The organism is Brevibacterium zhoupengii (assembly GCF_021117425.1).
Lineage (GTDB): Bacteria > Actinomycetota > Actinomycetes > Actinomycetales > Brevibacteriaceae > Brevibacterium > Brevibacterium zhoupengii.
Map to the genome: position 1 here is coordinate 2,295,514 of NZ_CP088298.1, position 14,615 is coordinate 2,310,128.

The 14,615-nt window shown below is 61.7% G+C and carries 10 protein-coding genes; 3 read left to right on the plus strand and 7 right to left on the minus strand.

Going from position 1 to position 14,615, the window contains the following annotated elements:
* Positions 1-4: 4 nt before the first annotated feature.
* On the plus strand, positions 5-3,046 hold the full coding sequence (locus tag LQ788_RS10510) for a bifunctional [glutamine synthetase] adenylyltransferase/[glutamine synthetase]-adenylyl-L-tyrosine phosphorylase (RefSeq protein WP_231440768.1): 3,042 nt from the start codon (positions 5-7) through the stop codon (positions 3,044-3,046).
* Between the two features lie 9 nt (positions 3,047-3,055).
* Here the strand turns inward: LQ788_RS10510 and LQ788_RS10515 are convergent, their stop codons facing one another.
* Together LQ788_RS10515 and glnA are read right to left on the minus strand one after the other, a co-directional pair.
* Positions 3,056-4,525 carry a mycothione reductase gene (locus tag LQ788_RS10515; protein WP_231440770.1) on the minus strand — a complete coding sequence of 490 codons (1,470 nt, stop codon included), beginning with the start codon at positions 4,523-4,525 and terminating at the stop codon, positions 3,056-3,058.
* 158 nt (positions 4,526-4,683) lie between these two features.
* Entirely contained in the window at positions 4,684-6,108 is a 1,425-nt protein-coding gene (gene glnA / locus LQ788_RS10520; RefSeq protein WP_231440772.1) for a type I glutamate--ammonia ligase, read from the minus strand.
* A gap of 143 nt (positions 6,109-6,251) precedes the next feature.
* Here glnA and LQ788_RS10525 point away from each other — a divergent pair, with 143 nt between their 5' ends.
* Complete coding sequence (locus LQ788_RS10525; protein WP_231440774.1) at positions 6,252-6,692, plus strand: RDD family protein; 441 nt, start codon at positions 6,252-6,254, stop codon at positions 6,690-6,692.
* Positions 6,693-6,905: 213 nt separating this feature from the next.
* On the opposite strand, the gene LQ788_RS10530 is transcribed toward LQ788_RS10525, so the two are convergent.
* From LQ788_RS10530 to lipB, 3 genes are read right to left on the minus strand one after another with little or no spacing between them, the layout of a single operon-like run.
* Positions 6,906-7,637 (minus strand): DUF4191 domain-containing protein, encoded by a 732-nt coding sequence (locus tag LQ788_RS10530; RefSeq protein ID WP_009884660.1) that lies wholly within the window; start codon positions 7,635-7,637, stop codon positions 6,906-6,908.
* Between the two features lie 55 nt (positions 7,638-7,692).
* A complete protein-coding gene (gene lipA / locus LQ788_RS10535) occupies positions 7,693-8,745 on the minus strand; it encodes a lipoyl synthase (RefSeq protein WP_231440776.1) in 1,053 nt (350 codons plus the stop codon).
* Positions 8,746-8,755: 10 nt separating this feature from the next.
* Positions 8,756-9,394 carry a lipoyl(octanoyl) transferase LipB gene (lipB, locus tag LQ788_RS10540; protein ID WP_231440778.1) on the minus strand — a complete coding sequence of 213 codons (639 nt, stop codon included), beginning with the start codon at positions 9,392-9,394 and terminating at the stop codon, positions 8,756-8,758.
* A 178-nt stretch (positions 9,395-9,572) separates the two neighbouring features.
* On the opposite strand from lipB, the gene LQ788_RS10545 reads away from it, so the two are divergent.
* Entirely contained in the window at positions 9,573-11,069 is a 1,497-nt protein-coding gene (locus tag LQ788_RS10545; RefSeq protein WP_231440780.1) for a hypothetical protein, read from the plus strand.
* A gap of 111 nt (positions 11,070-11,180) precedes the next feature.
* Here the strand turns inward: LQ788_RS10545 and sucB are convergent, their stop codons facing one another.
* Complete coding sequence (gene sucB, locus LQ788_RS10550) at positions 11,181-13,100, minus strand: 2-oxoglutarate dehydrogenase, E2 component, dihydrolipoamide succinyltransferase (RefSeq protein ID WP_231440782.1); 1,920 nt, start codon at positions 13,098-13,100, stop codon at positions 11,181-11,183.
* A 20-nt stretch (positions 13,101-13,120) separates the two neighbouring features.
* On the minus strand, positions 13,121-14,509 hold the full coding sequence (gene lpdA / locus LQ788_RS10555; RefSeq protein ID WP_231440784.1) for a dihydrolipoyl dehydrogenase: 1,389 nt from the start codon (positions 14,507-14,509) through the stop codon (positions 13,121-13,123).
* Positions 14,510-14,615: the final 106 nt, after the last annotated feature.

Here is a 14,615-nt window from a genome sequence, read left to right on the forward strand (position 1 = left end):
ACCGATGGCTCGAATCACTTCGCGCACTTCCGTCGTCTCATCGTCAGCAGCTCGCTTCCTCGATGAGATCGATGAACTCCTCGGCGAGCCTTTGGCCACCGATTCTCGTTTCATCGACCTCCTCGAGGCTGCCCCGGACCCCCATGCGGCAGCTCTGGGGCTGCTGCGGGTCTTGGAATCCGCGGGGGAGTCGGCACCTCAGTTCCTGTCCGCCATCCGTTCTGGGGCTGGTGGGGATCTGGCTGAGGACGAACTCGACCGTGCTCTGCTGCGTCGTGTCCTGGCGGTCATGGGCACCTCGGAGGCGATGGTCGACCACCTCGTGCGGCATCCTGAGTCTCTGCCGCAGCTGGTGGAGCAGTCGCCGTTCCTCATGATCTCCACCCCGGCGGCTTCGGCGTCAGCACTGCGCAGCGATCTGCTGAAGGCTGTGGGCGCCGATCCTGATGCACCGGCGCCCACGGCGGACCACCTCGGCGATGAGGCGATCAAGGATCTTCGGCGCACTTATCGCGATGCTCAGCTGCGGCTGGTCGCCGATGATCTCGTTGCCGAGGCACCCGAGGAGATCGTCGACCATGTGATGGCGGTGCTCTCTGATCTGGCGGCGGCCGCGATGGATGCCGCTCTGGCCATCGCCCGGGCAGAGCTTGATCCCGAGGGCACGGTCCGCATCGCAGTCATCGCCTTGGGCAAGACTGGGGCACGTGAGCTCAACTACGTCTCAGACGTCGATGTGGTCTTCGTCCTCGATTCCTCGACGAACGATGAGCAGCGCGAACTGGCCACTGAACTGGCTCAACGGATGCGCAGCATCCTCTCCGATGCTGGAGCGGAGCCTGCCCTGTGGGAAGTCGATACAGCGCTGCGGCCCGAAGGCAAGGCCGGGGCATTGGTGCGCACCATGTCCGAATTCACGCGCTACTACGCAGACATCGCGAAGAACTGGGAGTTCCAGGCTCTCCTCAAGGCCCGCCCTGTGGCCGGTGATGTGGGAGTGGGCGAGGAATTCGTCGAGACGCTCCTGCCGCTCGTGTGGGAGGCTGCCAGCAGGCAGGGCTTCATCGACGGCATCCGTTCGATGCGGCGTCGAGTCGTGGATCTCATCCCCGCCGCTGAGGCCCCCAGACAGATCAAATTGGGACGTGGGGGACTGCGTGACGTGGAGTTCTCCGCGCAGCTGCTCCAGCTCGTCCACGGTCGCACGGACGAGGAGATCCGGACACCGAACACCCTGGTGGCGTTGGAGGAGCTGGGAGAGCACGGGTACATCGGGAAAGAGGACGCCTACGTCTTCTCCTCCGCCTACCGTTTCATGCGCGTAGTCGAGCACCGTGTCCAGATTCCGCGGATGCTGCGCAACGCCCTCATCCCCGATGATGAGGAGAAGCTGCGCATCCTCGCGCGCTCTGTCTTCATCTCGGGTTCGCGCACCGGCGCTCGGTTGGAGGAGACGCGCAAGGACTACGCGAAGCAGGTCACCCGTCTCCACGAGCAGATCTTCTACCGCCCCATCCTCGATGCTGCGGTCGGAGTCCACGGTGCCGTGGTCGATGCGCACAATCGCGGCAGCAGCATGCAGGCCGCCGCTGATCGGCTCCAGGCGTTCGGTTACCGCGACCCGCAGGGAGCTTTGGCCCATATCAAGGCGCTGACCTCCGGTATGTCACGCACCGCGCTCGTCATCAAACAGGTCCTGCCGGCGCTGCTGGACTGGTTCTCAGACGGAGTCAGTCCCGATGCCGCGCTGTTGGCGTTTCGTCGGCTCACCGACTCGCTGTCGTCTTCCGGTTGGTTCCTCAAGATGCTCCGTGATTCCGGACTGGCGGCGAAATCCGTGGCGGAAGTCCTCTCGCTGTCCGGCTATGCCAGTGAGCTGCTGCTGCGCCAGCCTGCCGCTGTTGCCTGGTTGGACAACTTCGACAACCTCAAGTCCCGCGATTCGAAGGCACTTGCCGCTGAAGTCGGAGGACTGCTCAAGCGGCATGGGGCAGCAGCGATCACGCCGATACGCGAAACCTACAGCCGTGAGCTTCTGCGCATTGCTCTGCGGGATGTCCTCGATGTCGGTGACCGAGCCGAGATACCGGGCGATCTCTCTGCCCTGATGGATCTGGCAGTCCGTGGTGCCTTGCAGGCTGTGCGGCTCGACCTCGATGCGCCCGAGACACCGCCCTACGAGTTCGCGATCATCGCCATGGGCCGCTGGGGCGGAAATGAGATCGGGTACTTCTCCGATGCCGACGTGACGTTCGTCTACCGCTCCGTCGGTGAGGAGCTGGGTGCCGACGATAAGGCCAAGTTGAGCAAACACGTCAACAAGGTTGCCCTCGGATTGGGGAGCCGTCTCAAGGCCAGCGATGCCGCTCAGGGAGTGGATCTCGACGCAGACCTTCGGCCGGAAGGCAAGAACGGGCCTCTGGTTCGTGCCCTCTCGTCTTATCGGGCCTACTACGCGAAGTGGTCCCAACCATGGGAAGCGCAGGCGCTGCTGAGGGCGCGCCCGGTCGCCGGTGACTCCGCCCTCATCGACGACTTCACGGAGCTGATCAATCCGCTGCGGTACCCCGTGGAGATGCCGACGAAGTCACTGACTCAGGTCCGCACCCTCAAAGCACGGATGGAGGACGAGCGTCTGCCCCGCAACGCAGACAAACGTCGCCACCTCAAACTCGGTCGCGGCAGCCTCTCCGATGTCGAGTGGACGGTCCAGCTCCTGCAGCTGCAGCACGCTCACCGGATTCCCGGCCTGCGCACGACATCCACGCTCTCAGCCCTCAGCGTCGCAGCCGAAGAAGAGCTCATCCCCACGGATGATGCCGAGGAGCTGGCCGCCGCATGGCAGCTGGCCACCAACGTCCGGTCAGCGGTGATGCTGTATCGAGGCCGCACCGCCCAATCGCTGCCAGAGGAGCACTTCGAGCTGGAGGCCACCGCGCGGCTGCTCGGATATCCGGCGGGTGGCGGTCACGAACTCGAGGACGACTATCTGCGCACCACCCGCCATGCCAGGAACATCATGGAGGAACACTTCTACGGTTTCTGAGGACAGTCCTCAGGCTTCGTTGAAGTCCAGACCCAGCAGTGCGTTCTCAACGACCTCGGGCAGAGCCGGATGGATCCAGTACTGTCCCTTGGCCACCTCATCGGCCCGCTGGTCGAATGCCATCGCCTGGATCAGCGGCTGGATGATCATGGACGCTTCATGACCGACGATGTGCGCGCCCAGGATCCTCCGTGTTGTCCGGTCGGCGATGATCTTCACGATCCCGGGGTCATCGGCCATCGCCCACCCGTAGGCCACGTCGGAGTACTTCTGCACCTTCACGCTCACGTCGTGACCGGCCTGCCGGGCCTCATCTTCGGTGATGCCGACATAGGCGACCTGGGGTGAGGTGAACACCGCACCGGGGACGGCATGATGATTGACTTCCCGCAGCTGTGCCTCGGCTCCGCTTCCCGGCGCTCCGGCTGCCACGTCGGCAGCCAGATTGTCACCGACGACGGCAGCCTCGTGATTGGCGACGTGCTTGAGCTGGTGCGGTGAGCTGATGTCGCCGAGCGCGAACACACCGGGGACCGGACGGCCTTGGGAAAGCACGCGCTGACGTGAGTCGACGCTGAGACGAGCATCATCGAGGACGTCGAAACCGGCGTCGCCCACGCGCAGGCCCGTGGTGTTCGGTGTGCGCCCAGTCGCGATGAGAACCGCATCCGCGTCCAGCTGCGCAGGCAGATCCACATCGCCGAGGCGGCCGCTGGGTCGCAGGGTCACGCTCACTCGGTTTTCGTCGAAGCTGTACGAGGCCACCTCTGCTCCGCGGTGGACCGTATGGGTGCGTTCGAAGAGTTCGGTGAACTCCGTAGAGATTTCCTCGTCGATGGTGCCGAGCAGACGTGGACCACGGGCGACCACGGTCACCTCGGTGCCGAGCCCGGCGAAGACGTGAGCGAACTCCATGGCGATGATGCCGGACCCGATGATCACCAGGCGTTCGGGCCTCTGGGGAATGCGCATGATCGAATTGGATGTGAAGACGGGATAGCCCTCGGTGTCCACAAGCTTCGGGTCGAGTCCTGCGGCTTCGGGGATGACGGGGGAGGCCCCGGCCGCGATGACGATTCGATCGGCTGTGATCGTCTCACCTGAAGCGGTTCGCACCGTCTTCTCTCCGACGAACTCAACGTGTTCGGCGACGACGCTCACATTGGGTTGCCGGTCGCCGCTGCGGTAGTCCCGCCCTCCGGATTCGATGGCATCAACCCGGTCGAAGATGCGTTTCTGCAGCGCGGACCAGTCCACACCGTGAAAGTCAGTCGAGAGGTTGTAGCGTTTCGCCTCGGCTGCCTGTTCGGCGATGGTGGCGGGATAGACGAACATCTTCGTCGGAATGCATCCCACGTTGAGGCAGGTGCCGCCGAAGTGCCATTCTTCGGCAATCGCGACGTTGAGTCCGGAGAAACGGTCGTCGAGGAACATGTTCCCCGACCCTGTGCCGATCAGAAGGAGATCGAAATGCGTCATTGTCCATCCCTGTATCAGTCGTGGTCACCATCGAAGGCGGCCCTGGTCAGATGCACTGAAGGGCGCCACGGGTGAAACCCGTGACGCCCCCACTGTATTCCCTCAGGCCGTGGCACACCCGGTCTGTGACAGGAACCGACTAAGCCTAAGGATGTGGATCAGAGTGCGTAGTAGAGTTCGAACTCCGTCGGAGTCGGACGCAGACGAGCCACGTCGATCTCGTTCTCACGCTTGATCCGAATCCACGTCTCGATCAGGTCGGAGGTGAAGACGTCACCTGCGGTGAGGAAGTCGTGGTCCTTCTCGAGCTCGATGAGAGCCTCGTCGAGGGAGCCGGGGACCAGTTTGATGTCCTTGGCTTCCTCAGGGGGCAACTCATAGAGGTCCTTGTCGATGGGCTCCGGAGGCTCGATGCGGTTGCGGATTCCGTCGAGTCCGGCCATCAGCTGCGCCGAGAACGCCAGGTAAGGGTTCGTCGAGGGATCCGGGACGCGGAACTCGAGACGCTTAGCCTTCGGCGAGCTGCCGGTGACCGGAATGCGGATCGCGGCAGACCGGTTGCGGGCCGAGTAGACCAGGTTCACCGGAGCTTCGTATCCGGGCACGAGGCGACGGTAGGAGTTGATCGTCGGGTTGGTGAAGGCCAGGACAGCACCGGCGTGTTCGATGAGGCCGCCGATGTACCAACGAGCCAGATCGGAGAGACCGCCGTAGCCGTTCTCGTCGTAGAACAGGGGTTCACCGTTCTTCCACAGCGACTGGTGGCAGTGCATGCCCGAACCGTTGTCGTCGAAGAGCGGTTTGGGCATGAAGGTGGCCGACTTGCCCAGTTCGTACGCTGTGTTCTTGATGACGTACTTGAAGTCGAGAAGCTGATCGCCTGCGTGCTGCAGAGTCTTGAACTTGTAGTTGATCTCCTGCTGACCCGCGGTGCCGACCTCATGGTGGGCGCGTTCCATCTCGAAGCCGATCTGCTCCAGAGTCAGGGACATGTGGTCGCGGATGTCGGCGAATTTGTCCTGAGGTGAGACAGGGAAGTAGCCGCCCTTGAACGGGGTCTTGTATCCCAGGTTGCCGCCCGGCTCATCTGCGGCGGTGTTCCAGGCGGCTTCCTCGGAGTCGATCTTGTAGAAGCTGCTGCCTGGAGTGTTTTCGTAGCGGATCGAGTCGAAGAGGTAGAACTCCGCCTCGGCGCCGAAGAACACAGTGTCGGCGATTCCAGTGCTTTCGAGGTAGGCCTCGGCCTTGGCCGCAACCTGGCGCGGATCACGGGAGTAGGGCTCATCGGTGAAGGGATCGACGATTGAGTGAGTGATGACCAGTGTCTTGGCCTCACGGAACGGGTCGATGTAGGCCGATGAGACATCGGCGAGCAGCTTCATATCCGATTCGTGAATACCCTGGAAGCCCGTGATTGAGGAACCGTCGAAGAGCAGCCCTTCGGTGATCTCTTCCGTGCCGTACGAGGCCGCGGGAAGGTTGAAATGCTGGACGACACCGGGGAGGTCGCAGAAGCGAACGTCAACGAATTTGACGTCGTTCTCCGAGATGTAGTTGACGAGTTCTTCAGCAGACGAGAACACTTAGTCTCCTAGTTAGGTTATGGTGGTCGTTTGTCTTGACCACCCCCAATCTTAGTTGCAAGCAGGTGAAGTGGTGATGTCGTCCGTGTTTCGGGCATGTTTCCTGAGGATTCGTCCAGCTTGAACTTCGGTAAGCTGGGTCCGTGATTAATCGTGATGACCTCGGCTCCTGGCTTGAGGGACCCAAGATCGAGCGAGAAGACGGAGATTGGCCGGGCCGGCGTTTGGGCTTGCCCGAGACCGGCTCGCATTCGGTGGCCCCTGCCTGGCGCAGGCTGGTGGGACTGTTGGTCGATTGGTTCATGTGCCTGGCCATTGCCAACCTCATCGGTTCGTCCAATCCGTTCCTGGCACCTGGACTCTTCGCCCTGGAGCATTTCCTGCTCGTGTCGACACTCGGCTACACGGTGGGCCACCGGATCTTCGGCATCGAAGTCCGTCGCCTCGACGGCCACATGCCTGGGCTGGTCAAGACTCTCATCCGCACAGTCCTGGTCGTTCTCGTCATTCCCGCGCTGATCTTCAACCGTGACAATCGCGGTCTCCACGATCTGGCTGCCGGCACACTGATCCTCAGACGTTGATCATCTGCCTGACCAGCCGCTGACAAGCGGCACGAACGAGGCCTGGATCGACGAGGACTCGACAGCCGTCAGCGCTGTCACAACACAGCAGAGGGCCACCGACTCGAATGAGTCGGTGGCCCTCTGCATGAAGTTGACTGCTTGAAGTCTCTGAACCACTGAGGATTGTCATCCCCTGGTGGTGTCGGCTGTCTCCAGACAGGTCAGGCCCGGTCAGCGTCCGCGCATCGCCTTGTGGTTCGGGCGGGCCTTGTTCGGGTCGATGCCCTTCGGGATCGGGGGACGGGTGCCCTGAGTGCCGAGAGCGGCGAGGCGATTGCGCACAGCCAGCACCTCGGTCTTATTGAGCTTACGAGGCAGCTTCTGCACCGCAGGAACGACCTGCTTCATCTTCAGCTGTCCCTCTTCGTTACCACCCTGGAAAGTGTGGACCGGCACATTGGGCAGAATGCGCTCGTGACGCTTCCTCTCCTTGGCCAGCAGTTTCGCACTGCGTCCCTTCGGTCCTTCGCTGAGCAGAACCACGCCGGCACGACCCGTTGAGCGGAACACAAGGTCACGGCTCTTGGGATCGATGGCGATTGGCTTGTCGTCCATCAGGTAGCCGCGGCGGGCAGTGTTGAGGACGGCACCGAAGGCGCCGGGCTGACCGTCCATCTGTGCGAATGCCGCAGTTTCAGCGAACCGACCGAGCATGAACATACCCAGGAGCAGACCCACCATGAAGCCGAGGATCGTGGTGAAGACCGCACCGCCGAACAGGAGCCCAGCCAGTAGGCCGAGCAGGGTGCAGCCCAGGATAGCGGCGGCCAACAGCCACGGAGTGGCCTTATTGTGCTTGGCCGATAGCTCATAGACCTGCTTCATCTGCGCCAGGCGGCCCGGCTTCTTGTTCGGGTCCTTGGGCTTCCGACGGAAAAGTCCCTTGCGCGGTTCTTCGCTCATGCTCTCACTTGCTCTTGAATGGCGTGTCGACGTCGAGGCCGGGCCTCGAGCGTTCTCATTGCTCAGCAGTCAAGTCTACCTCTTCGCCCGGACCGAATGTATCCACAACGGCCTGAGCCTCCTGCTTCGCGGGAGTGTGCTTGTCGAGGTGGGAGAGATGGGCCGGAATCTGCTGTCCCCGGTGGCGCATCGCAGTCGCCCACAGGCGGCCGGCACGGTAGGAGGAACGCACCAGTGGACCAGACATGACGCCGGAGAATCCGATCTCCTGCGCGGCGTCACGCAGCATGACGAAGTCAGCTGGTTTGACCCATCGTGTGACGGGATGGTGGCGAGGCGATGGGCGCAGGTACTGGTTGATTGTGATGAGATCGCAACCGGCCTCGTGGAGGTCGCGCAGGGTTGCGATGATCTCGTCGTTCGTCTCACCCATGCCCAGCATCAGATTGGACTTCGTGATCAGACCTGCGTCGCGGGCCTGAGTGATCACCGACAGGGACCGTTCATAGCGGAAGGCCGGACGGATGCGCTTGAAGATCCGGGGGACCGTCTCAACGTTGTGAGCAAGCACCTCCGGACGAGAGGAGAAGACCTCGGCGAGCTGATCAGGCTCCGCGTTGAAGTCGGGGATGAGGAGCTCGACGCCGGTGCCGCTGCCGTCGGAGTAGTCGAGATTGTGGATCTGGCGTACAGTCTCCGCGTACAGCCATGCGCCGCCGTCCTCAAGATCATCGCGGGCAACACCCGTGATCGTTGAGTAGCGCAGTCCCATCTCGCTCACCGAGGCGGCCACGCGACGGGGCTCATCGGCATCGAAATCGGCAGGCTTGCCGGTGTCGATCTGACAGAAGTCACAGCGCCTGGTGCACTGCTCGCCGCCGATGAGGAACGTCGCCTCGCGATCTTCCCAGCATTCGAAGATGTTGGGGCAACCGGCCTCCTCGCAGACCGTGTGCAGCTCCTGCTTGCGGACCAGTGACTTCAGAGAGGTGTATTCGGGTCCGATGTGGGCCTTCGCCTTGATCCAGGCGGGCTTATCTTCGATAGGTGTCTCTGAGTTCCGTGCCTCGACACGGAGCATGCGGCGGCCTTCTGGCGCTATGGTCACGTCAATTCTCCTAGGCGGTGATGTGGTTGTGCAAGATCTCGTCAAGGCGGTTCGCGACATCATCAGGTGTCACGTGGCGACCGAGTTCTGCACTCATGGTCGTGGTGTCGGCGTCCGCGATTCCGCAGGCGATGATGGATTCGTAGGCTGACAGGTCGTTGCTGCAGTTGAGTGCCAAGCCGTGCATGGTGACACCTTCGTGGATACGGATCCCGATAGCCCCGATCTTCCGGTCGCGCCGGGTTCCGTCTCCGAGGATCCAGACTCCTGCGCGCCCTTCGACGGTGGTGGCATCGATGTCGTATTCGCCGAGCAGCTCGATCATCGAGTCCTCGAGCTGCGATACGAAGAGCTTGACCTCTTTGGGGTCATTGAGCTTGTACACGAGGTAGGCCACCAATTGGCCCGGACCATGCCAGGTGATCTTCCCTCCGCGGTCGACATCGACGACCTCGGTGCCGTCGGTGGGTCGTTCATGGTCTTCCGTGCGTTTCCCTGCGGTGTAGACCGGTGGATGTTCGAGCAGGAGAACCGTTGATTCGCGCTCTCCGGCGAGCACTTCTTCGTGATATTTCTTCTGCAAGTCCCAGGTTCGCTGATAATCCGAATAGTCGGGCGCGAAACCCAGCGTTTCTGTGACCAGAGGCATGCACCCAGACTATGTCTCTTGCCCCAGGGGTTCAATTTCAGAACAGATGAGCCTCGACACCATTTCCCACTCCACAGCTATTGACATACGATGAATCATCAAACAGTATTAAACGCACACAAACACTATTGAACATTGCTGACGGATCCACGGAATCCATCGATGGAGATGACGAACAATGACGTGGGAACTCCAATCACCGGTCTCTGACGACATTCATCGACTTGTGAACGACAAGGGCCGGACACTGTGGGGAGTCACTCATCGAGGCTTCGATGTCGATCATCCAGATGCTCTCGGCGTCGTCGAAGTCGAGATGCCCACAGGCCCTACATCTCTGCTCCTCGTCGAACCATTTGCCGGCGGGTTCGTCCTCGACGCCGTCCGCTCCTACCAGGGCTTGGTCGAGGGGGAGCTGCGTACGCTCTTCCTCGGAGTCGTCGACGAACTGCTGTCCAGCAGCGATGCCCAGTCTCGACTCTCCCTTGAATGCATCGGACTCGATGCCGACGGACGTCCGCGGATCATTCCCGGAATCAGTCGTACCCCGCCGTCGTCGATGCGTTTGGCCATCGGAGAGATGATCTATCACGCGGCGTACGGTCGTCCGTGGGCGCAGAGTCCGCTGCCGGTCGCCGTCGCACTCTCCGACTTCTCCCAGCCTGTTCAGAACTTGGCGGCGTTCCTACTGGATGATTCCGTTGCGGATACCGGCTTGTCCTCCACCCTCGCCGAGGTGAGCGCAACCCTTCGTCGAACTGGAACGCCGAGTGCCCTTCCGCTCCTCCCTGCCGAACGCGATCTCGACCCTGGGCTGGCGCTGACGGCGCGGCTACGTGCGGCCAAGACGCCCGGCGACGTTCCTCAGTCCACAGCCAGAACGCCGACTGCGCCTCCCACGCCGACCACGAATTCCACACATTCGACTGAATCTGTCGGTACGGCAGGCCGGCTGAGAGCGGCCAGTCGACATCATTCTCGAAACAAGGGGCAGGGACCGCGACGGAACCGACGCAGCTCATCCGGTTCCACACGCATCTCATCATGGCTGGCAACGCACAGATCCAGCTTGGTCAAACGACTGCCTAAGAGAGGCCGGCGTGTGCGGGGCTGGAAGATCGGCGCGCGAACCTGGGCCATGCTTGCCGTGTGCACGACGATCATCGGAGGTTTCGTCATGGTCAGCTCATGGAGTTCGGGGGAGAGCCCTGCCTCGGTGAGTTCTTCTCAGGGGGTAAGTCCCTCAGACCAGCCGACGAGCTCTCCCACGGGCAGCCCGGTCCGAGACGAGGATCTTGACCACGGTGATGCGAGTGGACTGTCTGAGAGCCAGATCGTCGACCTCCTGGAGGATCTCTGCCAGCGTCGCTCAGACGCGTTGAGCGCGGGTGATGATCGGGCTTTGGCAGCCCTGACCGTTCCCAACTCGGCGGCGGCTGCCGCGGACGAGCTGCTCGACCTGCAGGCCTTCGTCGGCAATGCCTACACGATCGAAGTCGATGACGTCCTCATCACTAAGCAGACAGAGACACACATTTTCATCAACGCGCAGATGTCGACGAAAGTGACCGTCGACGGAAAGACCTCCGCGTTCGAGCCCGCTCTCGTCGAGTTCGAGCTGGCTGCCCACACAGGAGAATGGAAGATCCGCTCAGTCACGGAGAACGATGAGTGAACTGCTGCAGCCGCTGGGAGCATAGAGAAGGGCCGGTCACTGCTGTGACCGGCCCTTCTCATCCCTATGGTGGATCAGGTGACTCACCGAGGGGACAGCTCATGAAGCGACTCAGAGTTCGAGGTCTGCTTCGAAGTTGCCTTCTTCCAAACGCGCCTTGATCGTCTGCAGGAAACGTCCTGCATCCGCGCCGTCGACCAACTGGTGGTTGTAGGTCAGCGGCAGGTAGACCATGTCGCGGATGGCGATCGACTCTTCGCCGTCTTCGGTCTTGACGACGATCGGGCGACGCACGATCGTACCGGTGCCGAGAATACCCATCTGCGGCTGGTTGATGATCGGAGTGTCGAACAGAGCTCCCACCGAACCGATGTTGGTGATGGTGAAGGTGCCGCCAGACAGTTCATCAGGCATGATCTTGTTGTTGCGGGTGCGGTCCGCAACATCGTCAATGGACTTAGACAGTCCCGCGATGCTCAAGTCACCCGCATCCTTGATCACAGGAACCAGAAGTCCGCGTGGGGTGTCCACGGCGATCGCCAGGTGCTCGTGGTCGAAGTACGTGATCTGCTGAGATTCCAGATCGTACTGTGCGTTGACCTTGGGATGCTGTTTGAGGGCCTCGACGACCGCCTTGCCGAAGAACGGCAGATAGGTCAGCTTCGAGCCGTGCTTGGACTGGAAAGCCTCTTTGTTGGCCTTGCGCAGCTTCACGACGCGAGTCATATCGACCTCGACCACCTGGGTGAGCTGAGCCGATACCTCGAGGGATTCGCTCATCCGCTTGGCGATGGTCTGGCGGATGCGCGAGGCCTTCTCCGTGGTGCCGCGAAGCTTGGCGGCTTCCTCGGGGATCTCGAGCTTGAACGGTGCCTTCGCACCGCCCGCTGCCGCAGCAGCAGATCCTGCTGGAGCAGACGAACGGTTGGCCGCTGCATCCACAACGTCCTGCTTGCGAATGCGTCCGCCCACACCGGTACCGGTGACCGAGCTCAGATCGACGCCCTCATCGCGTGCCAGGCGGCGCACGAGCGGCGTCACATATGCGGCATTCTCGCCGACCGTGTCGGCAGCGGCGGGCGCCGAGGCTTCGGTCTTCTGCTCAGCCTGCTTCGCAGCGGCGGAATCAGGGGTCTGCTGCTTCGGAGCCTCTTCGGCGGGCGCGGACTTCTCGTCCTTGGCCGGAGCCTCTTCCTCAGCGGACTTTTCTTCAGCCGGCTTTTCGGCGGGGGCCTCCTCAGCTGGGGCCTCCTCAGCAGCGTCGGAGGCTTCTGCCTCGGACGATCCGGAATCAGCCGATCCCGAGTCGGAGGATGAAGGAGCACCGGAGCCGACGCGAGCCAATGGCTCTCCGACCTCGACGGTCTCATCCTCTTCTGCCAGGTGTGCCTGCACGATGCCTGCCACGGGGGAGGGCACCTCGGTGTCGACCTTATCGGTGGACACCTCGAGGAGAGGCTCGTCGACCTCAACCTCTTCGCCGACATCCTTCAGCCAGCGAGTCACAGTGCCTTCTGTCACCGACTCACCCAGCGCCGGCATGGTGATCTCAGTGCCTTGGCCTTCTGAGCCTGATGAGGCGGGTGCTTCAGCTGCAGGTTCGTCAGCTGAGCCCGAGGCTGAATCCTCTGATTCCTCGGTCTCTTCTGCCGCTGCAGGTTCGTCAGCTGAGCCCGAGGCTGAATCCTCTGATTCCTCGGTCTCTTCTGCCGCTGCAGGCTCAGTCTCCTCGGCTGATTCAGCGGAATCCTCGTCGGACGAGGCCTCGGCCGAGTCTGCGGATTCGGATCCGCTGCCGTCGCCGATGTAGGCCAGGTCTCCGCCGACTTCGACGACGTCGTCTTCGTCGGCCAGGATCTTTTCCAGGACACCTGCATACGGGCTGGGAATCTCTGTGTCGACCTTGTCGGTCGACACTTCGAGCAAGGGCTCGTCTACTTCGATTTCTTCGCCGACCTCTTTGAGCCAGCGGGTGACTGTTCCTTCGGTCACCGACTCACCGAGAGCCGGCATCTGCACGGAATTCGACATGTCTTTCGTCTCCTCGGATCTTAAGAGTGGAAGTGCAGGGGTTTGCCGGCCAGGGCCAGGTGGGCCTCGCCGAGTGCTTCATTCTGCGTCGGGTGAGCGTGAATGAGTTGCGCAACTTCCTCTGGGAATGCTTCCCAGTTGATGATCAGTTGGGCTTCACCGGCCTGTTCGCTCAGTCGAGCGCCGATGCCGTGGATGCCGACAACAGGTCCGTCCTTCTCGCGGATGACCTTGATCAGACCAGTGGTGTTCAGGATTACGGACTTGCCGTTTCCACCCAGGTTGTATTCGAGGGACTCGACGCTGTCGGCACCATACTGCTCTTCGGCCTGCTTGGACGAGAGTCCGACCGAGAAGATCTCGGGTTCGCAGTAGGTCACGCGGGGGATGCCGGATTCCAAGACGGGAACCGGGTTGAGTCCCGCGATCTCCTCGGCGATGAAGATTCCCTGGCCGAAGGCACGATGTGCCAGCTGCAGACCGGGAACGATGTCGCCACAGGCGTAGATGTTGCCGACTCCGGTGTGGAGACGCTCGTTGGCCAGAACGAATCCGCGATCCATCGGGATGCCCTGCTCTTCGAAGCCGAATCCCTCGGTGACTGGGCCACGGCCGACAGCCACGAGGAGGTACTCGGCTTCGAGCACCGAACCATCTTCGAGGGTCACCTTGACTCCGTCAGCGGTCTCCTCAACACCCTTGAACATGGTGCCGAGCTTGAAGCCGATCTTGCGCTTCTTGAACGCACGCTCGAGGTTCTTCGAAATCGTCTCGTCTTCGTTGGCCACGAGGTGCTTGAGCCCCTCGACGATCGTGACCTTCGCACCGAACGACGACCACACGCTGGCGAACTCGACGCCGATGACGCCGCCGCCGAGGACGATCGCCGATTCGGGGACCTTGTTCAGCTGCAGAGCTTCGGTGCTCGTAATCACACGCTCGGTGATGTCGAGGCCGATGGTCTTCGACGTCGATCCGGTCGACAGGAGAACGTTGGTGCCGGTCACGGTGTGCTTGCCGTCTTCACCGTCGACCTCGACCGTGTCTTTGCCGGTGAGTTTGCCGGTGCCGAAGTACGTGTCGATTCCACGTGCCTTGACCAGACCCTGCAGGCCTTTGTAGTTGCGGGAGATGACATTGTCCTTGTAGTCAAGAACCTTCTCAATGTCGATGCCCTTGAATTCGACGTCAATGCCGAAGTTCGACGATTCCTTCGCCGTGTCGGCGACTTCTGCAGCGTGCAGAAGCGCCTTGGTCGGAACACAACCGCGGTGCAAGCATGTGCCGCCAACCTTGTCGCGTTCGATCAAAGCAACCTTCATGTCGAGCTCTGCAGCGCGCAGTGCGGCAGCATAGCCGCCGGTTCCGCCGCCCAGAACGACAAGGTCGTAGGTCAATGAGTCACTCACGGATTACTCCTCGTAGCTGTGAATAAGCCTGCCGTACGCAGCTTTCCTTCTATCTTTCCACTTTTCTCGCCAAGGGCGAAAGCACACACTGTCTGTTTGGACACAG

Bases quoted from the DNA above. Each gene is read 5' to 3' on its own strand.
- sucB (WP_231440782.1), bottom strand. From the start codon at position 13,100: ATGTCGAATTCCGTGCAGATGCCGGCTCTCGGTGAGTCGGTGACCGAA.
- LQ788_RS10510 (WP_231440768.1), top strand. From the start codon at position 5: ATGGCTCGAATCACTTCGCGCACTTCCGTCGTCTCATCGTCAGCAGCT.
- LQ788_RS10545 (WP_231440780.1), top strand. From the start codon at position 9,573: ATGACGTGGGAACTCCAATCACCGGTCTCTGACGACATTCATCGACTT.
- LQ788_RS10515 (WP_231440770.1), bottom strand. From the start codon at position 4,525: ATGACGCATTTCGATCTCCTTCTGATCGGCACAGGGTCGGGGAACATG.
- LQ788_RS10530 (WP_009884660.1), bottom strand. From the start codon at position 7,637: ATGAGCGAAGAACCGCGCAAGGGACTTTTCCGTCGGAAGCCCAAGGAC.
- lipB (WP_231440778.1), bottom strand. From the start codon at position 9,394: ATGCCTCTGGTCACAGAAACGCTGGGTTTCGCGCCCGACTATTCGGAT.